25 protein-coding genes and 1 pseudogene are annotated in these 23388 nt (G+C 48.4%); 14 read left to right on the plus strand and 12 right to left on the minus strand.

The annotated features are described in order from the left end of the window. From LH51_RS20550 to speA, 5 genes and pseudogenes are all read left to right on the plus strand, one after another. A pseudogene (locus LH51_RS20550) lies at positions 1–162 on the plus strand (PhoH family protein); the annotation flags it as partial. 93 nt (positions 163–255) lie between these two features. Further along, positions 256–1704, plus strand: a complete 1449-nt coding sequence (locus LH51_RS11195; protein ID WP_052063701.1) for a sodium:solute symporter family transporter — start codon at positions 256–258, stop codon at positions 1702–1704. A 531-nt stretch (positions 1705–2235) separates the two neighbouring features. Next, the gene (locus LH51_RS22685; protein ID WP_235263682.1) at positions 2236–2475 is read left to right on the plus strand and encodes a hypothetical protein; all 240 of its coding nucleotides are present in this window, start codon (positions 2236–2238) and stop codon (positions 2473–2475) included. A gap of 47 nt (positions 2476–2522) precedes the next feature. Next, positions 2523–3170: a hypothetical protein gene (locus LH51_RS24275; RefSeq protein WP_327124835.1), complete on the plus strand. Its 648-nt coding sequence runs from the start codon at positions 2523–2525 to the stop codon at positions 3168–3170. Positions 3171–3220: 50 nt separating this feature from the next. Then, a complete protein-coding gene (gene speA, locus LH51_RS24280; protein ID WP_327124842.1) occupies positions 3221–4426 on the plus strand; it encodes a biosynthetic arginine decarboxylase in 1206 nt (401 codons plus the stop codon). 36 nt (positions 4427–4462) lie between these two features. Here the strand turns inward: speA and LH51_RS11205 are convergent, their stop codons facing one another. Beyond that, complete coding sequence (locus tag LH51_RS11205; protein ID WP_052063703.1) at positions 4463–5125, minus strand: FkbM family methyltransferase; 663 nt, start codon at positions 5123–5125, stop codon at positions 4463–4465. Between the two features lie 235 nt (positions 5126–5360). Further along, positions 5361–5510, minus strand: coding sequence for a hypothetical protein (locus LH51_RS20865; RefSeq protein WP_160173725.1), 150 nt, complete (start codon positions 5508–5510; stop codon positions 5361–5363). A gap of 484 nt (positions 5511–5994) precedes the next feature. Between LH51_RS20865 and LH51_RS11210 the strand changes: the two genes are divergently transcribed. Next, positions 5995–6204 (plus strand): cold-shock protein, encoded by a 210-nt coding sequence (locus LH51_RS11210; protein ID WP_036520797.1) that lies wholly within the window; start codon positions 5995–5997, stop codon positions 6202–6204. Between the two features lie 177 nt (positions 6205–6381). Beyond that, a complete protein-coding gene (gene rluF, locus LH51_RS11215) occupies positions 6382–7374 on the plus strand; it encodes a 23S rRNA pseudouridine(2604) synthase RluF (protein WP_036522258.1) in 993 nt (330 codons plus the stop codon). A gap of 17 nt (positions 7375–7391) precedes the next feature. On the opposite strand, the gene glpD is transcribed toward rluF, so the two are convergent. The 9 genes from glpD to LH51_RS11255 form a co-directional block, all read right to left on the minus strand. Beyond that, on the minus strand, positions 7392–8585 hold the full coding sequence (glpD, locus tag LH51_RS11220; RefSeq protein ID WP_268746565.1) for a glycerol-3-phosphate dehydrogenase: 1194 nt from the start codon (positions 8583–8585) through the stop codon (positions 7392–7394). Beyond that, entirely contained in the window at positions 8582–8887 is a 306-nt protein-coding gene (locus LH51_RS23610; protein ID WP_268746566.1) for an FAD-dependent oxidoreductase, read from the minus strand. Before LH51_RS23610 ends, glpD begins: the two co-directional genes overlap by 4 nt. A gap of 79 nt (positions 8888–8966) precedes the next feature. Continuing rightward, positions 8967–9683 carry a glycerophosphodiester phosphodiesterase family protein gene (locus tag LH51_RS11225; RefSeq protein WP_036522252.1) on the minus strand — a complete coding sequence of 239 codons (717 nt, stop codon included), beginning with the start codon at positions 9681–9683 and terminating at the stop codon, positions 8967–8969. 38 nt (positions 9684–9721) lie between these two features. Beyond that, positions 9722–10549: an ABC transporter permease gene (locus tag LH51_RS11230; protein ID WP_036522253.1), complete on the minus strand. Its 828-nt coding sequence runs from the start codon at positions 10547–10549 to the stop codon at positions 9722–9724. Beyond that, positions 10546–11433, minus strand: a complete 888-nt coding sequence (locus tag LH51_RS11235; RefSeq protein ID WP_036520728.1) for an ABC transporter permease — start codon at positions 11431–11433, stop codon at positions 10546–10548. Before LH51_RS11235 ends, LH51_RS11230 begins: the two co-directional genes overlap by 4 nt. Then, positions 11426–12511 carry an ABC transporter ATP-binding protein gene (locus LH51_RS11240; protein ID WP_036520726.1) on the minus strand — a complete coding sequence of 362 codons (1086 nt, stop codon included), beginning with the start codon at positions 12509–12511 and terminating at the stop codon, positions 11426–11428. The genes LH51_RS11235 and LH51_RS11240 overlap by 8 nt, the downstream gene beginning before the upstream one ends. A gap of 6 nt (positions 12512–12517) precedes the next feature. Further along, positions 12518–13693, minus strand: coding sequence for an extracellular solute-binding protein (locus tag LH51_RS11245; protein ID WP_235263561.1), 1176 nt, complete (start codon positions 13691–13693; stop codon positions 12518–12520). A gap of 229 nt (positions 13694–13922) precedes the next feature. Beyond that, a complete protein-coding gene (locus LH51_RS11250) occupies positions 13923–14657 on the minus strand; it encodes a phasin family protein (RefSeq protein WP_052063704.1) in 735 nt (244 codons plus the stop codon). Between the two features lie 111 nt (positions 14658–14768). Continuing rightward, entirely contained in the window at positions 14769–15131 is a 363-nt protein-coding gene (locus LH51_RS11255) for a phasin family protein (RefSeq protein ID WP_052063705.1), read from the minus strand. A 231-nt stretch (positions 15132–15362) separates the two neighbouring features. Here LH51_RS11255 and LH51_RS11260 point away from each other — a divergent pair, with 231 nt between their 5' ends. The 5 genes from LH51_RS11260 (at position 15363) to LH51_RS19300 (ending at position 21108) form a co-directional block, all read left to right on the plus strand. Continuing rightward, positions 15363–17450 carry an insulinase family protein gene (locus tag LH51_RS11260; protein WP_327124838.1) on the plus strand — a complete coding sequence of 696 codons (2088 nt, stop codon included), beginning with the start codon at positions 15363–15365 and terminating at the stop codon, positions 17448–17450. A 103-nt stretch (positions 17451–17553) separates the two neighbouring features. Next, complete coding sequence (locus tag LH51_RS24285) at positions 17554–18273, plus strand: insulinase family protein (RefSeq protein ID WP_036522254.1); 720 nt, start codon at positions 17554–17556, stop codon at positions 18271–18273. A 9-nt stretch (positions 18274–18282) separates the two neighbouring features. Beyond that, complete coding sequence (locus LH51_RS11270; RefSeq protein WP_235263683.1) at positions 18283–19131, plus strand: DMT family transporter; 849 nt, start codon at positions 18283–18285, stop codon at positions 19129–19131. Positions 19132–19381: 250 nt separating this feature from the next. Then, on the plus strand, positions 19382–20341 hold the full coding sequence (locus LH51_RS19295; RefSeq protein ID WP_052063706.1) for a GGDEF domain-containing protein: 960 nt from the start codon (positions 19382–19384) through the stop codon (positions 20339–20341). Continuing rightward, complete coding sequence (locus LH51_RS19300) at positions 20317–21108, plus strand: EAL domain-containing protein (RefSeq protein ID WP_052063707.1); 792 nt, start codon at positions 20317–20319, stop codon at positions 21106–21108. The genes LH51_RS19295 and LH51_RS19300 overlap by 25 nt, the downstream gene beginning before the upstream one ends. 13 nt (positions 21109–21121) lie before the next feature. Here LH51_RS19300 and LH51_RS11280 read toward each other — a convergent pair whose 3' ends face one another. Continuing rightward, on the minus strand, positions 21122–21778 hold the full coding sequence (locus LH51_RS11280; protein WP_036522256.1) for a thiopurine S-methyltransferase: 657 nt from the start codon (positions 21776–21778) through the stop codon (positions 21122–21124). A gap of 237 nt (positions 21779–22015) precedes the next feature. Between LH51_RS11280 and LH51_RS11285 the strand changes: the two genes are divergently transcribed. Beyond that, on the plus strand, positions 22016–22552 hold the full coding sequence (locus tag LH51_RS11285) for a PAS domain-containing protein (RefSeq protein WP_036522257.1): 537 nt from the start codon (positions 22016–22018) through the stop codon (positions 22550–22552). A 38-nt stretch (positions 22553–22590) separates the two neighbouring features. Next, positions 22591–23388: PAS domain-containing protein (locus tag LH51_RS11290; RefSeq protein WP_200881974.1), on the plus strand; the 798-nt coding region annotated here is incomplete at its 3' end.

The raw sequence follows: 23388 nt of genomic DNA on the forward strand, positions 1-23388 counted from the left end.
TTAGGTAACCTGGCACAGATTGACTCCAATTACCTGACACCACTGACATCGGGTCTGACCTATATTGTAGAACGTTTTCGTGACTTTGAAGGTTCGGCCAGTGTGCATTTTGAAGGCGTGTTTCGTTCACGCCTGGCGGAATATGCTGAAGAGCATTTGTAACTATTTATGCCACTATTTTTATAACTACCTATCTGAGTTGAGCGCTGTAACGAACAGGTCGTTAGCATCGTTCAGCTCCCTGAGGAAAGCGGGATGTTTGCGGCCCACACTGTTATCCTGATCATATTGCTTTATGTGATGTGCCTGTTTGGTCTTGCCGTCTGGGTTGAGCGACGTACCCGCTTTCGCAGCAGTAGCCTGATGCCCGGATGGGTCTATGCGCTATCCTTGGCGGTTTTCTTCACCTCCTGGACTTTCTACGGCAGTGTTGGCTTTGCTGTTCAGTCGGGAATGTTGTTTCTGGGTATCTATGTGGGTGCCTTGCTGAGTGTCATCTTCTGGTGGGTAACGCTCAGGCGCATGGTGGCGGTAAAAGAAGTCTTCCGCATTACCAGTATTGCAGATTTCATCTCCACCCGTTATCGCCGCTCACAGCGTATCGCTGCACTGGTAACCATCCTGGCACTCACCGGTGTTGCTCCTTATATCTCGTTGCAACTGACGGCGGTGGTGAGCAGTTTCAGTATCATTACCGGTAGCAATGAAAGTGATGCCTGGGATATGACCGGGTTGCTGGTGATGCTGATGATGCTGGCATTTACGATCATGTTTGGTATCCGGCGGCTTGATCCCACCGAGCGTCACAGCGGCATGATTGCAGTGTTGGTGGCTGAGTGTTTAGTCAAACTGGTGGCTCTGGGTGTGGTGGGTGTTTTCATTATAGGCGCCGTATTCGGTGATTTGAATGAGCTGGCGTTCGCATTGAGCCAGGATGATCTCAGTTACTTGACAGAGTTTCAGCAGCCTTCCCATTCCGTGCTGATGTGGACTACGCTGGTGGTTCTGGGGTTTGCTGCTGTACAGTTTTTGCCGCGTCAGTTTCATGTCAGCGTGGTGGAAAGTAGTGATCAGCGCCATATCAAAACAGCCATGTGGATGTTTCCCCTCTACCTGATTCTGATTAACCTGTTCGTTATTCCGATTGCCGCGGCAGGTCTGAAACTGGGGTTGCCGATTGGATCGGCCGACTTCTTTGTGCTCAAGGTACCCCGGTATCTGGGTAATGATTTGATGACCTTGCTGGCCTTTATTGGTGGTTTTGCCGCAGCAACCGGTATGATTATCATTTCGACCATGACCCTGGCCACCATGACCTCAAATCACCTGGTATTGCCGGTGTGCGGCAAAGTGCGCTTTCTTGAGCCCTTGCAGGGCTATCTGCTGCAAATTCGCTGGGTGATAGCGGCTCTGATCATGGTAGCCAGTTATGTCTTGGCGATGGTGCTGAGTAACTCATACATTCTGGCGGCTATGGGATTAATCTCCTTCGTTGCGGTATTGCAATTAGCACCGGCCTTATTGATCGGCATGTTCTGGCGTCAGGGTAACAGTATGGGTGCGATGCTTGGCTTGTTTGCCGGCTACATCTTATGGGGCTGGACGCTGATTATTCCATCAATGATTGCCGAAGGCTGGTTGCCTCCAACGATTATGACGCATGGGCCTGGGGAATCAGCTGGCTGCGTCCGGAAGCTTTTTTAGGTATAGAGTTCCTGCCACCGCTGATCCACAGTGTCTTCTGGTCCATGCTGTTTAATATACTTTTTTATCTACTTGGGTCCTGGTTCTACCATCCGCAGAAACAGGAGCGAGCGCTGACGCGTGAATTTATGGCCGCGATGCTGTCAAGAGGTAAGGTTTCGGGTAAAGCCAGGCCTACCGGCTGGATGCCTATATCGCACTGGAACCTAAATTAACTGAGGCCCACGACCTGTTGGTACGTTATTTGGGTGCCGATAAAACCGATGAGTCGATCAATCGCATTACTGATGATCTGCAGGTGAGTGGTAAGCCTTACCTGACGATCATTGAGTTAATGGAATTTCACCGCATGCTTGAACATATACTGGCGGGTTCCATTGGTTCAGCCAGTGCACACAGCGCGATGGAAGAGCGCATTAACTATAACGAACGCGAAGCCGCCGATCTTAAAGCACTTTACAGCCATATTGTGAATGAACTGCAAGGCCAGATGCGTGTTGATCAGCCTCTGAAAATGCTGAGGGTGGCTATATGTTCCTGGACCAGATGCAAAGCCAGTTGGATGAGCTGGAAACCACCATCAGTGATCAGAAAAAGCGTATCAGTGAACTGGAACTACGACTTGAAGCGCGTTATGAAGAAATTTTCAAGCACCGTATGGAAGCACAGAAACTAAAAGTTGAGAATGACAGTCTGCGACGTCGACTCGTGGATGTTAGCGATACTGTGGATGTTTCGCTGCCTCCAGATACAGATAAAGGCAGTCATTGATCAACAGGCTACACCACAACAGCTTTTGCAACCAAGTGAGAAACAATATGACCGATTGGAATACCTCAGATAGCCTGGCTTTATATAATGTTTCCCGCTGGGGAGCCGGCTATTTTGGCATTTCCGAGCAGGGTGATGTGACCGTTCGCGACACCCTTTCCGGGGCAGAAGTAAGCTTTGCCGATATTCTGCAGATGATTCAGGCACGTGGACTGGAATTACCGGTATTGATCCGTTTTCCACATATTTTGCGTCACAGAGTGGCCAGTCTGGTCGATAGCTTTGCCCGCGCCATTGATAATGAAGCCTATCAGGGGTGTTTCACCAGTGTTTATCCGATCAAGGTCAATCAGCAGCGTGAAGTAGTCGAAGCCATTGTGGCCGGACAGCGACAGGTGCTGGCAGGACATACCGGTCTGGAAGCGGGCAGTAAACCAGAACTTTTGGCTGTGCTGGCGATGTCCGAGCCGGGTAAATCCACGGTTATCTGTAACGGCTATAAAGATGAAGATTATATTCGCCTGGCACTGACTGGTGAGCGTCTGGGGCACAAGGTGTATATCGTTCTGGAGAAGTCCAGTGAGCTGAATGATGTATTGCGGGTTGCGGCTGAGTTGAAGGTGCAGCCGCGCATCGGGGTCAGGGCGCGTTTATCAACGGTCGGTAAGGGCAACTGGCAGGACAGTGGTGGCTGAAATCCAAGTTCGGTCTTTCCGCCAGCGAAATTCTGAAAACCATCGAGATACTGCGTAGTCATGATCAGGTGCAGGCCTTTCAGTTACTGCATTTTCATCTGGGTAGCCAGATCGCCAATATTCAGGATATTCAGGTGGGACTGCGTGAGGCCGCCTGTTTTTATGCCCAGTTACGCTTGATGGGCATGCCTGTTGAGGTGGCCGATGTCGGTGGTGGACTGGGTATCGATTATGAAGGTACGGCATCCCGCAGTATCTGTTCGATGAACTACACGCTGGATGAATATGCCAAGCGTGTGGTGCAGGCTTTTAAAGAGGTCTCCCTTGAACACGATCTGCCACAACCCCACCTGATCAGTGAATCAGGCCGGGCGGTAACAGCGCATCATGCCGTGCTGGTCACCAATGTGATCGGTATAGAGCGCCAGGTAGTTCACAGTCTGACTGAGCCGGAGGCGCAGGATCACCAGTTGCTGCAACGCATCTGGCAGAACTACCAGGACGCCTTGGGCCGTGATCGCAGCCTCAGTGAGGTCTACCATGATCTGGTGACCCATAATCAGGATTTAAACCATGCCTTTACCCACGGTGATCTGAGCCTGATCGACCGTGCTTCCGGTGAGCAGATGATGCGGGCTACGGCACTCTACTTGATGCAGCGTCTGAATCCGGCTAAACGCCATCACAGTGCAATTCTGGATGAACTGAATGAGCAGATGGCGGATAAACTCTTTGCCAATTTCTCTCTGTTTCAGTCTCTCCCGGATGTCTGGGGAATTAATCAGATTTTCCCCATACTACCACTGCGCGATCTGGATAAATACCCGTCACGGCGTGGCGTGATCCGTGACATTACCTGTGACTCTGATGGCCGTATTGACCAGTATGTCGATGGTGAAGGGCTGGAAACCACGCTGCCTTATCCACCCATGGAAGTGGCTAATTCCTTGTTAGGTTTCTTTCTGGTCGGGGCCTATCAGGAAATACTGGGAGATCTGCACAATCTGTTTGGTGATACCGATGCCGCCAATGTTGAATTCAACCCAGCTGGTGGTGTAGATGTGAATCACATGCAGCGCGGTGATACCGTGGCTAAGGTGTTGCAGTATGTGAATTTCAATCCGGAAAAATTGCTGGAATCATTAAATCGTCAGGTGGCTGCTTCAAACCTGAGTGCGGCGGATAAAAGACAAACCATCCGTGAGCTGCGTATGGGTATGGATGATACCACCTATCTTGAGCAGCCTAATCTGTAGTACAGCAACCCCGTCATTTGTTGTACGGGTAACGCTTCAGCGCGTTGCCAGTACATCATGACAGGGTTTGTCGGATGTACGGGTGAAATCACTGAAGCCCTGTTGCCGTAGTAGAGTTTCAAGGGATTTTTCTTCAGTCCAGCGTGGATTCACCTCATAAAATACCGCTTTTGCCTGGTCCAGAATATTACTGGCAATTAAGGCGTCAAAAACCGTTTTTTCATAACCCTCTACATCCACTTTGATGATCAGATCAGTCTCTGTGGGTATCAAAGGGTGCAGTGCTTCAGGTCCGAGCAGCGAAATGGTCTCGGTTATTCCAAACCAGCGTGCTGGCTGAAACCATCCAGGTAGCTGGCGCAAGGATGCAGCGCCGCTGTGTCCTGGTTTTTTGGTGATCTTCGCCTTTCCGCTAACCAGGGACACGGCCGCCTGAATTGGATGGACATAATCCCTCATACCATTGATGGCGATGTTGGACTTTAATAACGCAAATGTTCGCGCCACGGGCTCAAACGCAATCGCTGTTTGGCAGTTCACATTAAGTCCCGCAAGAATCGAATAAAGCCCCTGATTGGCACCAATATCAACAAATACAAAAGATTGGTATTGATGCTGTAAATAGTCTGCCAGGAGGCGGTCATAGGATCCTTTGGTGCAGAAATGAAACGTGGCATCAAGCCGGTTCTTACGTAGCAAAATGCCATAGTCTGAACGTATATAGCCAGCAGGTGGTTCGACAGTTTTTTTATAAAATTCAGAGCGGCGGATCTGCGTTGTTGGGCGGGTGTATCCAGGTATAGTAAGTCAGACATCGCGGTTCCTCTGGAAATTCGACTTAACCTAGCATTTTATTATTACAAGAGTTTTACAGGGTATTAGGTGCCGAATGTGTGGCATCATTTTGGTTTGGTGCCTTGCTGGGGTGGTAGTATCACTTTGGGGTGACACGCTTTTCGCCGTCCTGGCGCTCGGCTGCCGCCTTCCCTGGCGGCAGACGGTCACTCCAAAGTGATACCACCACCCCGCCGAACCTTTGTGCCAGTCCAAACAACAGACCGATCGAGATAAACTGCGAGTTCATGACATAAATTGCGATATTTAGATTTTGACTCTCAGTATGGCAAGAGGCTGTGCAAATACCGATTTGAAATCAACTGTACGCTGGCACCCAAGTGGTGAGGGCTGATGGGATCGGATCTGGCTGACCCTGTGCGCCAGGGATGGCGCGCTGGAGCCACAGGGATGTGTTCATGGCGTGTCAGCCAGATCTGGCCCATTAGCACAGGAGTAAAAGTGGTCTTGGGTTTCATTGTTATGGGCTAATGAAAGATATCGCAACTATCCTTAACTGATAGTGAAATAAAGCTTTGACAACAACAAAATAGGGTGTATACTTAACTTGTTTTTAAAGTAGCTTGTATTTATGCACCATTTCGACGTCCTGCATCATAGTATGACCCTCGTTCTGAAACCATAAGTTCTACATTACTTAAAGCATGACCGAATCCTTATAGCAATTTTGCTTATTGATTCACAATTTATATATTTTGATCGAGATTAATATTATGTCAAACGTCACTACTGGTACAGTTAAATGGTTCAACGAAGCTAAAGGTTTCGGTTTTATTGAACAGCAGTCTGGACCGGACGTCTTCGCCCATTTCAGCGCCATCTCTGGTTCAGGTTTCAAAACCCTGACCGAAGGTCAGCAAGTACAGTTTGCTGTTACTCAGGGCCAGAAAGGTCCTCAGGCGGAAAACATCGTAGCGATCTGAACCCCGAGTTCAGCGACGCTATAAAAAACGGGCCCTAGTGGCCCGTTTTTAGTTATGTACAGGATGTACGGACAGAAAACTGCTCCTGCATTTTCTGCATAGGCGCCGTCCGTGGCGCTATATGCCGTGGGTGCAGGAGCGGTGTATGCTTAGTTGTGTGCCTATTCGGAAGGTTATATGGTTTTTAAAACATCAACTCGTATCAATAAGTACATCAGCGAAAGTGGTATGTGTTCGCGTCGTGAAGCTGATCGCTATATTGAGCAGGGTAATGTGTTTATTGATGGTAAGCGCGCGACAACCGGAGATCAGGTTTTCCCTGGCAACATCGTCAAGGTGAATGGTCAAACACTCGAGCCCTATGAAGAAGATGACCTGGTGTTTATTGCCCTGAACAAGCCCGTGGGGATTGTCAGTACTACCGAGGCATCAGAAAAGGGCAATATTGTCGATTTTGTGAATCACGGTGTGCGTATTTTTCCGATTGGACGCCTGGATAAGGATTCACAAGGGCTGATTTTCCTGACTAACAATGGTGATATGGTCAATAAGATTCTTCGGGCCAGTAATAATCACGAAAAAGAATACATGGTTACAGTTAACAAGCCGATAACAGATAGCTTTCTACAGGGGATGATGTCTGGTGTACCCATCCTGGGGCAGGTAACCAAAAAATGTAAAATAGAAAAGGTTTCGACCTTTGTCTTTAAAATTATTCTGGTGCAGGGGCTTAATCGCCAGATCCGGCGTATGTGCGAGCATTTTGGCTATCAGGTCACCCGCCTGGAACGTGTACGCATTATGAATGTGTCGTTAAAAGGCCTGGCGCTGGGAGACTGGCGTGATTTAACCAGTGCTGAAATTGACACTATCGCCAAGCTAACCGCCCAGTCAGATACTCAGGCGGCACCGGCATCTAAAAAAACAGCTAAAACGGCTAAAAAAGCGTCCGGTAACTCACGCAAGCCAGTCTCGGCAGGTCAGGCTAAGTCCCGAAGTTCCGGATCTGCGTCCAGTGCCCGAGGACGAAGTGATTCACGCGCTAATCCGAAAAAAGCGGCACGTCCTGGTATCAAGTCGACCTCTGCAAAAAGGACCAGCGCCACAAAAGGAAAGGCCAGATCCGCGTCCAGACCCGTGTCGGCAAAGCCAAAATCTGCAAGACGTTAATCCGTTATAGATTAGAATCACCCTTTACGGTAGGTTTTGACGAATCGTTCCAGGGATTGTGTATCAGTTTCAGACAGGCTGATACCCACTTTAGTGCGACGCCAGATGATATCTTCACAACTCTGTGCCCACTCTTCATCGATCAGGTATTTAACCTCCCGCTCAAATAAATCCCCATAGCGAAGGCCTAAGTCAGTCAGCGAAGCCGCCCCTGCCAGCCAGATTTCACATTGACGTCCATAGGTAAACGCCAGGCGACGTGCTTGTTGCTGATCCAAAAAGGGGTAATGCTTTGTCAGTTCCTGGGCGTAGGCATGCGGCGAACTTACGCCTTCGCCACCCGGTAAGATTGCAGACGCTGTCCAGGCTTCAGCCATAGGAGGCAGGTAGGGTTGCAGCTTGTTGATCACTGTTTCTGCGAGTTTTCGATAGGTAGTAAGCTTGCCGCCGAAGACCGATAACAGCGGCGCCTGATTTGCCTGCAGATCGAGTTCAAGCTGATAATCTCGGGTGATTTTTGTGGCAGACTTACTGGCTTCGTGCTCACCTTGCATCAGTGGACGTACACCGGAGAAGGTCCAGACGATCGCTTCGCGGGTCAAGCTACAAGGAAAATAATCCGTAGTTACCTTGATCAGATAATCAATTTCAGCATCGTCAATTTCTGCAGTACGGGGGTCACCGGCATAATCAACATCGGTTGTGCCTATAAGCGAGTAGTCGTCCAGATAGGGAATAATGAAGACAACTCGTCCATCATCATTCTGTAGGATATAGGCGGCTGGATCATCATGAATACGCGGCACAAGCAGATGGCTGCCCTTTACCAGGCGCAGCCGATGCTTATGGCTAACCTCCGGGATTTGCGCTATTACCTGGCTGACCCAAGGGCCCGCTGCATTCACCAGGGTTTTGGCTTTAAATGTTGATACGTCACCCTCAGGTGTTTTTGCTGAAATCAACCAAATACCCTTATGTCGCTTAGCCCCGGTTACCTGGCAGCGTGTAAGGATTGCAGCACCTTTTTGCTCAGCAAGCTTGGCGTTCATTACCACCAGGCGCGCATCGTCTACTCGACAATCACTGTATTCAAAGCCGTGTTTAAATTTGGCTTGCAGGTGGCTATCAGCCGCAAAGCGAATACGTTTGGATCCAGGCAATGAAACCCGTTTACTCAAATGGTCATATAAAAACAACCCGATACTGATCATCCAGCTGGGCGCATGCCGGGATGATGGGGCATTTTGAATTTGAGTGGCGTTACCAGGTGGGGTGCCATTTTTAATAACACCTCACGCTCGGCCAGTGACTCTTTTACCAAACGAAACTGATAGGTTTCAAGGTAACGCAAGCCACCGTGAATAAGCTTGGAGCTCCAGGATGAGGTACCACTGGCAAGATCAGCAGCTTCCAGCAAAGCCACCGACAATCCACGCCCGGCAGCATCCGCCGCAATACCCACGCCATTGATACCACCACCGATGACGATCAGGTCATGAAGTTTTTCGTTCATGTATTTGTGCTCCAAACAAACTGGCTGGCTAGTTGCTGACTATAGAGTTAACAAAAAAAAGGGTTAACAAAGAAAATAGCTAAAACAGGGTGGGGTCATCCGTGAATACGCCATCAACACCCATTGCAAATAACTGCTCTGCTGTCACTTTGTCGTTCACGGTATAAACGTATAAATCCAGGCCGGCTTGTTTAATCGCTGTGGCTTGTGCGTTGGTTAAAGTGCTATGGTCCAGGTGCACACTGACCGCATTAAGTTGAGCCACGGTTGTTTGCCAGTCACTCGGTAACGCTTCCCATAGCTGGCCGAGTTGCCAGTCTGGTTTATGCTGTCGAATCAATGTCAGTACCTGTGTATCGAAACAGGAAATAATCAGGCGATCAAACGCCTTCCAGTGACGTTCAAGAGAAGCGATAACCGGCATAACAATCTGTTTCGGCGTGAAGTCGGGGTAGCATTTAATTTCCAGATTCAGGCCTAGCTGATCCCGATCCAGCTGTATCAGCATCTGATCCAGGGTGGGGATAGGCTCACCTTGGAAAGTTTGCGAAAAATGGCTGCCAGCATCCAGCCCGGCTATATCCCTGATGCCCAGATCCATCAGTTTGCCCCGGCCATTGGTCAGGCGTTCAAGGCGGTCATCATGAAATACCACCACCGTCCCATCGCCCAACAGGTTCGCATCTATTTCCACCCAGTCGACGCCCAATTTTTTAGTCAGTGCCATAGCACCCAGTGTATTTTCGGGTGCGAGTAAGGAACAGCCGCGGTGGGCGATTATACGACTAGCGAGCATAGTGATTCCTGCAGGTAGACTATTAAATTATTAAGGCTTCAGTCAGCTTGTTCAATTTGTACTGCTCTTAGTTCAGCGCTTTTTACTTCGTGTCGACGCCTTAGCTCATAGGCCGCTGCGAGCAGGATGGTAATGACGATCAGAACGAGTCCCAGCGCGTTAACAGCCGGGGTCAGGCCGGTTCTGACTTTTGACGCGATATACACCGTGAGCGTTGTGTCATGACCTTTGACGAATAGCGTTGTATTGTAGTTTTCAAAGGACTGTAAAAAAGCGATGACACCTGCCGAGAGTATGGCGGGCATCAGATAGGGCAGAGTGATGCGTCTGAATACCTGCAGGTGAGTGGCACCAAGGCTGAATGCCGCGTTCTCCAGGGTGCGGTCAAAACGCTGCATACGCGCCAGGATCATCAGCATGACATAGGCCGCGATAAAGGTGGTTTGCGCAATGATAGTGAGCAAAATACCGCCACTGACACCCATGCTGCGCCAGAAAATCAGTGTTGAAATACCAATGATGACCCCGGGTGTCAGCAAGGGGGATAGCATCAAACCATAAATGAAGTTCTTGCCGCCACCCCGGTAGGTGGATAGAAACAGCGCGCAGGCTACCCCGATAGGTACGGCGATCACCAGAACGCCGGCAGCAATCATGGCGCTATTGCTCAGTGCCTGCCACATACCGGAATCCTGCCAAAGCTCCTCAAACCACTTAAGTGTAGTACCGCGCCAGGGTGATATGGTGGGAAAGCGGCTGTCATTAAATGTGGCCGCCGACATGATAATCAGGGGGGTGAAGAGGTAAAGAAAAAACAGGGTGATATAGAAGCGGATACCCCATTTCAGGATGCTATTGGACGTCATCGTGCAATATCTCCCAGCCCAACCCTAAACAGGCGCATCACCAGCACAATAAAACCGATACAGAGCAGCAGCAAAATAAACGCATAGGCCGCCCCCTGGTTCCAGTCACCGCCTTCAAAAAACCAGTTGTAAATAATTTGCGTGAACCATCGGCTTCCGGGTGAGCCCAGAAGTGCCGGTACAGCATAGCTACCAGCAGAGAGCATGAATACCATAATACAACCCGTAGCAATACCGGGTTTGGCGTGTGGAATGACAATGCGGTAATGGGTTCTGATCCAGCCTGAACCCAGGTTTCTGGCCGCTTTGATCTGATTGCCATCCAGGCTTTCTATGGCATTGTAAAGCGGGAACACCATGAACAAAATGTAGGCATAGACCATACCGATAATGACACCAGCATCACCGGATAAAAAGCGTATGGGGCGATCAATCAAGTCAAGACTGAGTAGCATGGCATTTAATGGGCCACGATAGGAGAGAATGATATACCAGGAAAACGTACGCAGGATTTCATTGATCCAGAACGGAATAATGAGCAGGAGAACACAGAGTGCTGCTTGTCGGGGCGTAGCCACCTTGGCCAGATAAAATGCAAGCGGGTAGCAGAGCATCAGGGTACAGACGGTAACCAGTACACTTGACCAGATGGTTTTAAAGAAAATGCTCTGATGGATCTGGTTATCAAGCAAGGTCGCGTAGTTGCTCAGGGTGTAGTTATCATCGGGTCCGCCTAGCTGACTTGGGGGCAGGTTGGGACTGAATGAATAATCGATCATCAGGATCTGCGGCAGGATAACCAGCATCACCAGCCAGAGTAGCATCAGTAGCAGGATGCCGAAGGTAATCAGGGGGCCGAAGCGTTGTGAAAGTTGTTTATACATCGCTTTTTGCCGCCATGATAATGGCATCCTGACTATTAAAGCCAAAGATAACCTGGTTGCCAATGGACAGGTCGCCTATATTCACATCACTGAGCAGCTGCGCACGGATACGGCTTTGAGCATTGATCGGTGTGGCCTCCATCATCAGGTAGGCTCCTTCAAAACTTAGTTCCTGTACCTGTGCGGTGAAGCAGTTTTCGCTGATTGTGGTTCGACGGTTAAGGAGCTCGGGGCGGATAAACAGCAGGGCGTTTTCACCAACAGACAGTTCATGCACGCTGATTCCTGACAACAGGCCCAAATCACCACAATCCAGGTTAACCCGATTGGCATCTATACTGATTACCTTACCCTCTATGCGGTTGTTCTCACCCACAAATGACGCCGTAAAGGGGGTTGCTGGTGCACGATACAGGGTGACAGGATCAGCTACTTGCTGCAGCTTGCCGGCAGACATGACGCCAACCCGGTCAGACATGGTCAGTGCTTCGCCCTGGTCATGGGTAATATAAATAAAGGTGATCCCTGTTTTACGCTGGATCGCTTTCAATTCAGTGCGCATATGCTGGCGTAACTTGAGATCCAGTGCGGAGAGGGGCTCGTCCAGCAGCAGTACTCTGGGCTCAACCGCTAACGCGCGTGCGATAGCAATGCGCTGCTTCTGACCACCAGAGAGGTCAGCGATGCGTTTATCGCGACATTCCGGCAGGGCAACCAGATTAAGCAGGCGATCAGAGGTTTTTTTGCGTTCGGCTTTTTTAATACCGCGGACCTCAAGACCAAACTCAATATTTTCTGCAACAGTCATGAGCGGAAAAAGCGCAAGGTTCTGAAAGATCATTGAGGTGGGACGTTTGTTGGCCGGTATGTGGTGCATATTTTCACCACCAATATGAATACAACCTTCAGTTGGATCAAGGAAGCCACTAATCATGTTCAGTAGTGTGGTTTTGCCGCAGCCGGATGGGCCCAGAAAGCTGAAAAATTCGCCAGATTCGATTTTCAGATCGGTGGTTTGAACCGCTACAAAGTCATCAAATTGCATCATGACATTATCAAGGTGAACACTACTATCCATAAAGTCTCACAGTGAGTCAGTGCACATGACCGCTATCGGGTCATGTGTCAGAGAGATCAGATTTGCATCAGGCGGAGAGGTAACGATCCTGATATTCATTGCGTAGCGCAACGTACCAAGCTCCTGAATGGGCCACCACCACAGATTATTTAAATCCTGTTCGGTGTAAGAGTCCAGGAAAAACTGCTTGGTTTCTTCCGGCAGTAAATCGGATGCACCTTTGGAGGTAGAGTTATATCCTGTAGCCTTAACGAACATGGCGCCAGCTTCAGGGGTGTAATACCAGTTAATGAATTCGTATACAGCATCCACATTGTTGGCATTTTTAGGAATGACAAAGCCCTCCATCCACGCCATGGCACCTTCTTTAGGTGCCGCATAACCCATGGGTTCGCCTTCTTTAATCAGGTTGAACGCAGTGCTGTCCCAGGTTTGGCCGATCACAGCACCATTAGCCAGGAAGGCACCTTGCGCTTCGTTTTCAGTTGACCAGAACTGCGCAATCATGTGTTTGTGTTCAGTGGCCACTTTCAGAATAACATCAAAGTTGGCGCGCATGGCTTGTTCGCTTTTGTAGGAGTCCAGCAGTGGGAAGGGGAGCTTGCCTGCTTTTTCCAGCCACAGGCCAATGCCGACCAGTGCCGAGTGCCCACGAACTGTTACGCCATCACCATGCTCAGGTGTCCACAGATCACCGTAACTTAGATTGTTACGATCAATATTGGTCAGCTCCTTGTTGTAGCAGATGGCTTCAGTACCCCAGTCGGAGGGCGCAAAGTAGCGCTTTCCATCTATAACACCACCGACTTCCGAGCCTGCAATAGCACTGTCCAGAGCACCATCCCAGTTGATGCGGCTGGTATCCAGTGGTTGCACCAGATCATATTCAATATAACCTGGAACCCGGTCAACCGTCGGCATGATGATATCAAAGCCAGTGCCATCGGTAGCACGCAGCGAATTCATCAACTCATCGTTAGTGCCGTAGGGGGTAAAGGTCGCATTAATACCGGTCTTTTGCTTAAAGTCGGCGAGCATCTCGTCGGTAATATATCCAGCCCAGGCATAAATGCGCAGCTCTTTCGAAGCGGCCAGGGTGGAGTTAATAAAAAACGGGGTAGCCGCTGCTAAGGTACCGGCAGCAGCCGCACCTTTTAAAAATTGGCGTCTAGAGACTGTCATGGCGAGTTCCTGATGTTAGTTAAGCGTAGAGTTATCCATCAAGACTAGATCATATTTAACTAAAGTGAAGTTTTTGTTAAATAACGGGCACAAATGAGAATTGAATGATCAGTATTTTGATTTTAAAGGCTGGGGATTGGAGCGATTAAGAAAGAGGGGGAGAGAGGAGCAGGGTCCTCGGCGATAAATTCGCACGAAGACCTCCAGCTCCTACTGAATATCAATAAGATCAGGCTTTGTCAGCAGGCTTGGCGGCTGGCTTTGCAGGAGCTGCTTCTTGCTTGGCAGCAGGAGTAGCTGCCGCTGCTGGTTTTGCAGCTGGTTTTGCTGCCGGTGCAGCCGGTTTTGCAGCTGGGGCTGCTGCCTTGCGTGCAGTAGCCGGTTTGGCTGCTGGCTTGCTGGCAGGTTTGGCTGCTGCAGCTGGCTTGCTGGCCGCTTTTGGCTTGGTTTGGGTGTTGCCCGGAATTAGTTTAGACAGATCAAATTTACTCAGATCAAACTGTTTTAACTCTGACATAAAGGGAACATCACCCAGCTCTGACATGCTTTTTTCAACGATGTCGGTGATTTTGTCTTTAGCGTCTGTCAGAGTTGCCAGTTCTTTTTCAGCAACATCGGTAAATTTGGAGTCCAGTGTTTTCAGAAATTCCACTTGAAGCTTAACGGCTTCTTTAGGATCCTTGGCATCGACCAGCGATTTAAACTGTGCCAGGCTGGCATTAACAAAATCAGACACGTACTCAGCCTGGATGGCCATGAGCTTTTCAGCTGTAGTGCGGTTTACTTCAGCCATTTCCAGTGCCGGTGCGAACTTCTCTTTAACAGGCTCAAACTGTTGTTCAGCTTGCTTCAGCATATTTTCTGACATTTCAGTCATTGGTTTCATCGCATCTGTAAAGCTGTCAGTAACAGGCTTCATGGCGTCTTCAAAGTTTTTTTTCAGGTCTTTCATTGGATCTGTCATGATTTAATCCTCGAGGCATCAGTTAAAATATTGTGCAGTGCAGCATTGCATCCTTTCTACAGTATCATCACACTCCTGTCAAGAGGATTCGTGCACTGGTCAATAGTGATTTTATTTGTTTTTGTAGGTCTGCATCATTTTCTGCATTTCAGCCAGGTAGTCACTCTCGCCCATCCCTTCCAGCGTATTTTCAATCAGCAGAGAGAGCTGTGCTTTGGCTTCACTCAAAGCAGAAATTTCCTGCTGAGCGACATCAGATGCCTTGGCTTCAATTTCCTTCATGTAGCGTATTTGAGCCTCGATGGCCATTTTAGGGTCTTTAACTTCAGACAGGGATTTCATTTGCGACAAGCTGCTATTAACAAATTCACTGACATACTGAGATTGCAGCGCAATCAGTTTTTCAGCAGTTTTCTTATTAATTTCAGCCATATCCATCATGGGTTTCATGGAATTTTTCATTTGATCGTACATGGAGGTCACCTCTATAGATATTTTTTTTGTGCATTGCAACAACTAATGTTTAATGTAGTGCTGCTTTTATTATCTGTCAATTGTTTTTAGGTTTGATGGTTTGTCGTCCTGGATCCTGTTTTAAGAGGTTATAGGCAGAGAAATTCATGCACTGAACAGGTACAATTGACCCACTAGAGTAACACATAACGGTTGCTTAAAAATTGATCAGCATCAGGATTTTCATCTACCATGCAAGCTCATTCCAGTTTTAAGTTTCATCGTCGTCAGTGGATTCAATCATTGGCTGTAGAAGTTAGCGAATTCGAGCACATCAAAACCGGTGCTAAACATTATCATATTCATGCAGATAGCGATGAAAACGTATTCCTTGTGGCACTGAGGACCATGCCGGAAGACTCTTCGGGTGTAGCGCACATCCTTGAGCATACCGTGCTGTGTGGCAGTGAGCGCTACCCGGTACGTGATCCGTTTTTCATGATGACACGACGTTCACTGAACACTTTTATGAATGCCTTTACCAGCAGCGACTGGACGGCTTATCCTTTTGCCAGTCAGAACCGCAAGGATTATTTTAACCTGCTGGATGTTTACCTGGATGCGGTATTTTTCTCCCGTCTGGATCCGCTGGATTTTGCCCAGGAAGGTCATCGGATGGAGTTTACCGAGGCGGCTAATCCTGCATCAGATCTGACTTACAAAGGGGTGGTATACAATGAGATGAAAGGGGCGATGAGTTCCCCTGTATCAACCCTGTGGCAGAGCCTGTCCTGCTATCTGTTTCCACAAACCACCTATCACCATAACAGTGGTGGTGAACCCGGTTGTATCCCGGATCTGAGCTATGAGCAGCTATTAAGTTTTTATAAAAGCCATTACCACCCCAGTAATGCAGTGTTTATGACCTTCGGTAATTTACCCCCTTCTGAATTACAGGAACGCATGGATACCCTGGCACTGTCACGTTTTGAACGCAGTGAACTGGTGCTTCAGGTTAAAGATGAAAAACGCTATTTTGCACCTTTACGGGTAGAAGAGGCCTATGCCTGTGATCAGCCAACACTGGAAGGGCACACTCATCATGTGATGGGCTGGTTGCTGCCGCGCTCTATTGATACCAATGCCTTGATGGAGGCACATCTTTTAACCCAGGTGCTGCTGGATAATTCCAGTTCCCCTCTGCGTTCAGTGTTGGAGTCCAGCGATCTTGGTAGTGGTCCATCACCCTTGTGTGGTCTGGAAGACTCCAACCGCGAAATGAGCTTTCTGTGTGGTATTGAGGGCAGTGAACCAGAACGGGCCGAAGCCTTTGAAGCTCTGGTGCTGACAACCCTGCAGCAGATCGCTGAACAAGGCGTGGATCAGCGCATGGTTGAAGCACAGCTACATCAGTTGGAGCTGTCTCAGCGCGAGATTACCGGTGATGGCATGCCTTTTGGTTTGCAGCTGATTCTGGCCGGTTTGTCAGCCGGTATTCATCGCGGTGACCCGTTAGAGGCGCTGCATATTGATCTGGCGCTGGAAGCCTTGCGTGAAAAAATTAAAGATGCAGATTTTATTCCTGAACTGATTCGTCGCTGGTTACTGGATAATCCACACCGTGTCAGACTGACCTTGCGACCGGATGCTGAGTTGTCAGAGCGTCGTAATGCAGCGGAAGCGGCTAAGTTGGCCAGGATTAAATCGGCACTTTCTGATGCTGAGGCTGAGGCGATAGTAAAACAGGCTCAGGCGCTTGAAGCGCGACAGCTACAAGTGGATGATGACAGTATTTTGCCCTGCGTCACCCTTGAAGATGTGCCTTTAGCCATGAAGTTGCCGCAGTCTTCTATACTGCCGTCCCTGGCTGAAAAAGGCTGCTGGTATTCAACTGGCACCAATGGCTTATCCTACCAGCAGGTAATTGTTGATCTGCCTGAGCTGACTGAAGCACAGCTTACACTGCTGCCACTCTATAGCCACTGTTTGACTGAACTGGGTTGTGGTGAGCGCGACTACAGGGAGAATCAGGCTTATCAAAGCGAAATTTCCGGCAGTGTTTCGGCATCTACCAGCGTGCGGGGCGCGCCGGATGATGAGCAGCAGGTGAGTGGTTATCTGGTATTGTCAGCCAAAGCGCTGGCTGTGAATCAGGAAAAGCTTACGGCACTTATGGCGGAAACCTTGACGTCAGCACGTTTTGATGAACACAAGCGGATAAAGGAAATTGTGGCGCAGATGCGCTCACGCAGGGTCAGTGGGATTACTGGTCGAGGTCACGGACTGGCTATGCAGGCCGCTTGTGCGCCACTGAGCCCTGCGGGTAATTTAGCCATATAACCACGGGGCTGGAAGGTATTCGTCGTCTGAAAGCGCTGGATAAGGCCATGGCAGACGAAGCCGCATTGCCGGATCTGGCGCAGCAGTTACAAGCCTTCACGACTTGATTCGGGTTGCTCCCCGACGCTTTCTGCTGGTAGGTGAAGCAGAGTTTGAAGCGCAGATGGATCAGGTGTGTCAGCAGATCTGGCAGGGAGTACCGGAACAATCAGAAAACTTCAGTGCCCTGCAGTTACCCCGGACACGAGAAAGCGTTAAGCAAGTGTGGCTGGTGGATACGCAGGTGAATTTCTGTGCCATGGCATTCCCAACCGTAACCACTCAGCACCCGGATGCGGCTGCTCTGACGGTATTGGGTGACTACCTGCGTAATGGTTTTCTGCACCGTGCCATTCGTGAACAGGGCGGGGCTTACGGTGCTGGCGCAGGTCAGGATAACGGCAATGCAGTGTTCCGCTTCTTCTCCTACCGCGACCCGCGACTGGAAGCTACTTTGCAAGACTTCCTTGCGGCCAAAGATTGGGTACTGAACACCCTGCCTGAAAAGACCAAAGTGGAAGAGGCAATTTTGGGCGTGGTCAGCTCAATTGATAAGCCTGGATCGCCTGCTGGCGAAGCGAAGAAAGATTATCATGCCAATCTGTTTGGCCGTACACCGGATGAGCGCATGCGCTTTCGTCAACGTATTCTGACAGTGACAGCGGAAGATTTGCAGCGCGTGGCCAGAACCTGGCTCAACCCTGACAAGCAGAGTGTCGCGGTCGTTTCCAGCAGCAAACTAGCCGCCGATTTGTCGGGTGATTATCAGCGCATTGATGTGTAAATAACGCCAGTGAGCCCATTAACACAGGGTGCGTTGCTGATTGTATTATCAGAGATGTTTCTGGTAGGCAGTGGCATGATTATCCGGCAGGTGAGTGCCGACCTGCCGATTGAGGTGATTGTGCTGATGCGTAATCTGCTCAGCCTGGTGTGGATGCTGCCGTGGATACTGAAATATGGTCAACGCGACTTGCCCACACAGCGTATCCATTTGCATTTTATGCGTGCCCTGATCGGTGTGACGGCGATGAGCTGTCTGTTTTACTCCTGGGCAAACCTGCCATTAGGGCAGCAAGCCATGTTGAAACAAACCGGTCCGTTCTTTGTGCCGATTATTGCACTTTGGTGGCTGAAGGAGTCCATCTCTGTCCGTGTCAAGGTAGCTATTCTGGTCGGTTTTACCGGTGTGGCACTGATACTTCAACCCCAAGAAGGGGCGTTGCACCTTGCTGTGTTTGTTGGCTTGGTCGGAGCGATGTTGGGTGCCTTGGCCAAGGTTACCATTCGTTCGATGCGAGGCAGTGAATCGCCGCAAAAAATAGTGTTTTATTTTGCCTTGTTTGGATCCTTGCTGGCGGCTATTCCAGCTTCACTGAATTGGGTGATGCCAAGCGCTGAACATTTCGTCTGGTTATTCGGACTGGCGGCCACATCCACGCTGGCACAGCTTCTGCTCACGCGAGCTTATGGACTGGCGCCAGCAGGTCAGCTTGGCCCCTTCACCTATGCATCGGTTATTTTTGCAACACTGATGGGCTGGCTGATCTGGCAGGAAGTGGTCAACCTGCTCACCTTTATTGGTATTGCGATAGTGTGTCTGGCGGCGGTCATTATGCTTCGGGGTAAGCTGCAAACTTGATGAGGCTCATGTAAATTTGCAGATAATATAGCCATAATTAGCTTTTTTATGAGAGGGTTGAAGGTGGTTGGTTCAAGTGCTTCTGTGTTTGAATGCTATTCAGTCACCCATGGTTAAATGAAACCGAGTGGAACGAATGGGCGTAAAATCAGGAGCTGAAAATATTCATTGCGTTGGTCAGCATCAGATTGTTGGCCAACTGCGTAAACAGCGTACGGATGCGTTACCTGTTTAGGATTTTTGTAATTTTATGGTGTCAAAACCTGTTGTAGCCGAATCAGAGCATCAGCTCAAAACTGTGTTTCTGGATTCGAAGGGGTCTTTGTTTATTGCTAACTCTGCGTTGCAGCAGATGCGCGAGGCCGTTCTGATCACTGATGAGAACAGTTGTATTATTATGGTTAATCAGGCATTTACTGATATCACCGGATTTTCACAACAAGACGTTATCGGAAAAAAACCATCGATTTTCTCTTCCGGCCGCCATGCCAGCCCTTTCTACAAGTCGATGTGGGATGCACTGGAGCAGGGTGGCTGGTGGAGTGGCAAAATCTGGAATCGACGCAAGAACGCTGAAGTCTATCCACAGTGGGTCAACATCACCCGAATTTATGATCAGGCCAGTAGCCAAACACTCTATGTCGCCGTATTTTCTGACCTGTCCAGCAATAAAGAGCAAGAGGTCAAGTTTGACCGAATGGCGCATTATGATGTGCTGACCGGGCTACCGAATCGCTCGTTATTTATGGGGCTGGCCGAGCATGCAGTGAATCGTAGTAAGCGCTATTCACAAAAGATGGCGATGTTGTTTATTGATCTGGACAAGTTCAAGGGTGTTAATGATGAGTTCGGACACCATGAAGGAGATAGTGTTTTAGCCGAAGCGGCCGAGCGGATCAGCAGTTGTTTACGCGACAGTGATTTAGTGGCGCGTTTGGGTGGTGATGAGTTTGTAGTGATACTGGAAAACATTCACCGTAACCATGCTAATAAAGTTGCCAGCAAACTTATTGATGAGTTGGTATGCCCGTTTGAGCTGAATGGTCGTCAGCACCGTTTGGGTGCCTCCATTGGTATGGTGTTTTATCCGGACCATGGAGACAGTGTGGATGATCTTCTGCGCCGGCTGATGCCGCAAAACATCAGGCTAAGGAAAAAGGCCGCAATCAGGTGGTTGAGTTTGAAATGTCGATTGAGCAGCTCAATCTGATGCGTAATGAAACCGAACGAATGATTTGGAAAGCGATCAATGACGGGCGTGTACGTGTGGTTTTCCAGCCGGTGGTCTGTGCTAAAAGCCTGAAAACCATATCGCTGGAGGCTCTGGTCAGGATAGAGTCTGAAACGGGTGAAATGATCTCGCCGATGGTTTTTATTCCTGCAGCCGAGCAGAGTGGTCTGATTCGCACTCTTGGCCAGGAAGTGTTTCGTAAGTGCTGCGAGTTTGCTGTGTCTTTGCGCGAGCAGCAATGCGAGTCGCCACGCATATTTGTCAACCTCTCGGCTAAGCAGATGCAGGATAGTGATTTGTATCATCAGCTGGTTAGCATAACCGAGTCTTTTGATCTAAAGCTGTCAGATTTTGGCTTTGAAATCACCGAAAGTTCCGCGATGGAAGACCTTCAGATTGCATTGAAATTGATGGAGCAGCTGCGCAGTGCCGGTGCGCTGTTTTCGTTGGACGATTTCGGTACTGGCTATGCGTCGCTGAGCTGCCTGAGTGATCTGCCCCTGGATGTAGTCAAGCTGGATCGCTCGTTTATTACCGGGATTACTGATAAGCCAGTCAGTCAGGTGATAGTGCGTGCCGTAGTCGATATAGCTTCACACAGTCACCTGACGGTTACCGCCGAAGGGGTTGAAACTAAAGCTCAGTGTCAGATGGTGCAGGATCTGAACGTGACACATATTCAGGGGTTCTATTTCAGTCAGCCACTGAGTGCAGCTGATACACTGCAGTGGCTGAGTAAGTCCTGAATAGCTTATACCACTATCTGGAAGCGTAAGATAAGGCGTTTCGGGTTAAGGTATACACCACCTCTGTGGCCGGCTTTTTCTTCGCCCATACACCTTCAAAGCGTCCTTGTCGTTTCACATCGAACCACTCAGAAAACAATTGCTGTACTTCCGCTTCACGCACACAAAATGGAGGACCTTTTAGGGTTCCATCTTCATATTCCAGTGAAATTAATAAAATATGTGCACCTTCCGGAAGCAGTCGTGCCATGTGACGGGCATAATCGACACGCATCTCAGGTGGTAGAGCAATAAGTGAGGCGCGGTCATAGACGGCATCTATCGGCGCTATGTCGGCTGCCGTTAATTTAAAAAAGTCACCGGCAAGCAGGCGCAGTTGATCGGCTTGAAAGCAAACAAACTCTTCTTGCTGATGACGCGTGAAGGGGAGTTGGTTTTCAGTAAAAAACTGCTCTAATGCCCGTTCGCTGAGTTCGATTCCCAGTACACTGTGGCCTTGTTTACGTAACCAGAGCATATCCAGGCTTTTGCCGCATAGGGGTACAAAAACTGGCGCGTTATCCGTGAGTCCGAGTTCTTGCCAATGGCTTTCCAGATAGGCATTAATCTCTTCCTGGTGAAAGCCGATCTGGTTCAGCTCCCAGCGGTCATTCCAGAATTGATGTTCCATGTTTACTGTATCCCTCGATCATTGCAGATTCTATTGGAGATCAATAGTATAACAAGCTTGGTTAAATTATTTTACACAATATAACCTGAATCCGAGACGATTGGACGTGATGTTTTATGCAATGAGGTCAAGTGATGGTTACAATGATCCACTAGACCGAGACTAGCGTAAGACAGGTAGGCGCAGATTGAGATACGAACCGCTCATCAAAGTTTCAATAGAATAGTGAGTAATTGAATGTTTTTTAATATAAAACAAAAAAATCTGACACGGCTTTGCAACTTTGTTGATTGTTTTCAAGTAGCGGTTTTATTGCTTGATCGCGATAATAACATTAAGCATATGAATCAACCCTGCATTGATATATTGGAGCATACTGCTTCTGAGGTTAAAAACAAGCCTCTCGACAAAATTATGGCTAAAAATTCCCTGGCGCAGCAGGGATCGGGCACTTTTCTTCAACGAGATATCTACGAGTCACGATCAGGTAAGTTAATTGAACTAATTTTTTCAAAAATTGATTTTGATCAGCATGGCTACAAAATGGCATTTGTTGACATTATTGATCCTCCAGACCCGCTGTCTCAACTTAAAATTCAGGCTTTTAATGAAAACAATGAAGGGTTAGTCATCTTAGGTGATGATAATAAGTTGGTTTTAATCAATGATGCTGTACGAAAAATTCCCGGATTAGAAAAATTAAGAGTAGATAAAGATTTCTCAGGCTCGTCAATAATCGAGCGCATTGCTCGGGTAGAGGTACAGAAGAGTTAACCTCCATCGGCCCAAACAACATAACCCTGAAAATTCATGTGAGCTGGATAGAAAGCCAAGGCAGGATTTTCAAAGTCATTAAACTATATGATATTTCTTCATCACTAAACCAATCCCATGAATTTGAAATGCTTAGCCGTGTCGTCGCTAATACCAGTACGTCTGTTTTAATTACAGATCAAAACGGTTTAGTCGAATATGTGAATCCTGGATTTGAAAAGTTGTCTGGACATAAGCTGGAAGATGTAAAAGGTAAAAAACCTGGAAATCTATTACAGGGGGAGCAGACCGATAAAGAGACTGTTGCACGTATTTCTAAAAAACTTAAACAAAAGCAGCCCTTCTATGAAGAGATTCTTAACTATGATATAGATGGTGTTCCTTATTGGATCATTTTGGCTGTTAATCCTACGTTTGATGAAAATGGAAAGCACACAGGCTTTGTGGGTGTCAGCTCAGATATTCGAGAAATTAAAAAACTAGTACTTGAACAATTAAGTCAAAAAGAAGCGATCAGTAGTCAGTCGGCAGTTATGGAATTTGACTTGCAAGGAAATCTTACACTTTGTAACGATTATACTCTGGCACAAATGGGTAAAATCAGTTCAAAGGAATTCGCCTCTATCATAGGCAATATTTTTACACATTTGGGTGAAAAGAAAACTTCTGAAGCTAAAAATGGTGCATCTGTCAGCGTTACGTTAAAGCTGCAAAATACTAATAAACAAATGGTGGCTCTTGAATGTATTATTCAACCTGTGAATGATTTAAGTGGAAACCCGGAAAAATTAGTCATGTTTGGTAATAACGTATCAGAGCGTAACCAGGTTATAGCT

The sequence above is a fragment of the Nitrincola sp. A-D6 genome (assembly GCF_000764495.1).
Taxonomy (GTDB): Bacteria; Pseudomonadota; Gammaproteobacteria; order Pseudomonadales; family Balneatricaceae; genus Nitrincola.

What these genes read in the sequence shown, in the direction of transcription:
- LH51_RS11245 (WP_235263561.1), bottom strand. Translation starts at nt 13,693, where the DNA reads ATGACAGTCTCTAGACGCCAATTTTTAAAAGGTGCGGCTGCTGCCGGT.
- LH51_RS22685 (WP_235263682.1), top strand. Translation starts at nt 2,236, where the DNA reads ATGTTCCTGGACCAGATGCAAAGCCAGTTGGATGAGCTGGAAACCACC.
- LH51_RS19295 (WP_052063706.1), top strand. Translation starts at nt 19,382, where the DNA reads ATGGTGTCAAAACCTGTTGTAGCCGAATCAGAGCATCAGCTCAAAACT.
- LH51_RS11235 (WP_036520728.1), bottom strand. Translation starts at nt 11,433, where the DNA reads ATGTATAAACAACTTTCACAACGCTTCGGCCCCCTGATTACCTTCGGC.
- LH51_RS20865 (WP_160173725.1), bottom strand. Translation starts at nt 5,510, where the DNA reads ATGAACTCGCAGTTTATCTCGATCGGTCTGTTGTTTGGACTGGCACAA.
- glpD (WP_268746565.1), bottom strand. Translation starts at nt 8,585, where the DNA reads ATGATCAGTATCGGGTTGTTTTTATATGACCATTTGAGTAAACGGGTT.
- LH51_RS11280 (WP_036522256.1), bottom strand. Translation starts at nt 21,778, where the DNA reads ATGGAACATCAATTCTGGAATGACCGCTGGGAGCTGAACCAGATCGGC.
- LH51_RS19300 (WP_052063707.1), top strand. Translation starts at nt 20,317, where the DNA reads ATGTCGATTGAGCAGCTCAATCTGATGCGTAATGAAACCGAACGAATG.
- LH51_RS11285 (WP_036522257.1), top strand. Translation starts at nt 22,016, where the DNA reads ATGTTTTTTAATATAAAACAAAAAAATCTGACACGGCTTTGCAACTTT.
- LH51_RS11260 (WP_327124838.1), top strand. Translation starts at nt 15,363, where the DNA reads ATGCAAGCTCATTCCAGTTTTAAGTTTCATCGTCGTCAGTGGATTCAA.
- LH51_RS11225 (WP_036522252.1), bottom strand. Translation starts at nt 9,683, where the DNA reads ATGCTCGCTAGTCGTATAATCGCCCACCGCGGCTGTTCCTTACTCGCA.
- LH51_RS11255 (WP_052063705.1), bottom strand. Translation starts at nt 15,131, where the DNA reads ATGTACGATCAAATGAAAAATTCCATGAAACCCATGATGGATATGGCT.
- rluF (WP_036522258.1), top strand. Translation starts at nt 6,382, where the DNA reads ATGGTTTTTAAAACATCAACTCGTATCAATAAGTACATCAGCGAAAGT.
- LH51_RS23610 (WP_268746566.1), bottom strand. Translation starts at nt 8,887, where the DNA reads ATGAACGAAAAACTTCATGACCTGATCGTCATCGGTGGTGGTATCAAT.
- LH51_RS11240 (WP_036520726.1), bottom strand. Translation starts at nt 12,511, where the DNA reads ATGGATAGTAGTGTTCACCTTGATAATGTCATGATGCAATTTGATGAC.
- LH51_RS11250 (WP_052063704.1), bottom strand. Translation starts at nt 14,657, where the DNA reads ATGACAGATCCAATGAAAGACCTGAAAAAAAACTTTGAAGACGCCATG.
- LH51_RS24275 (WP_327124835.1), top strand. Translation starts at nt 2,523, where the DNA reads ATGACCGATTGGAATACCTCAGATAGCCTGGCTTTATATAATGTTTCC.
- LH51_RS11230 (WP_036522253.1), bottom strand. Translation starts at nt 10,549, where the DNA reads ATGACGTCCAATAGCATCCTGAAATGGGGTATCCGCTTCTATATCACC.
- LH51_RS11195 (WP_052063701.1), top strand. Translation starts at nt 256, where the DNA reads ATGTTTGCGGCCCACACTGTTATCCTGATCATATTGCTTTATGTGATG.
- LH51_RS11210 (WP_036520797.1), top strand. Translation starts at nt 5,995, where the DNA reads ATGTCAAACGTCACTACTGGTACAGTTAAATGGTTCAACGAAGCTAAA.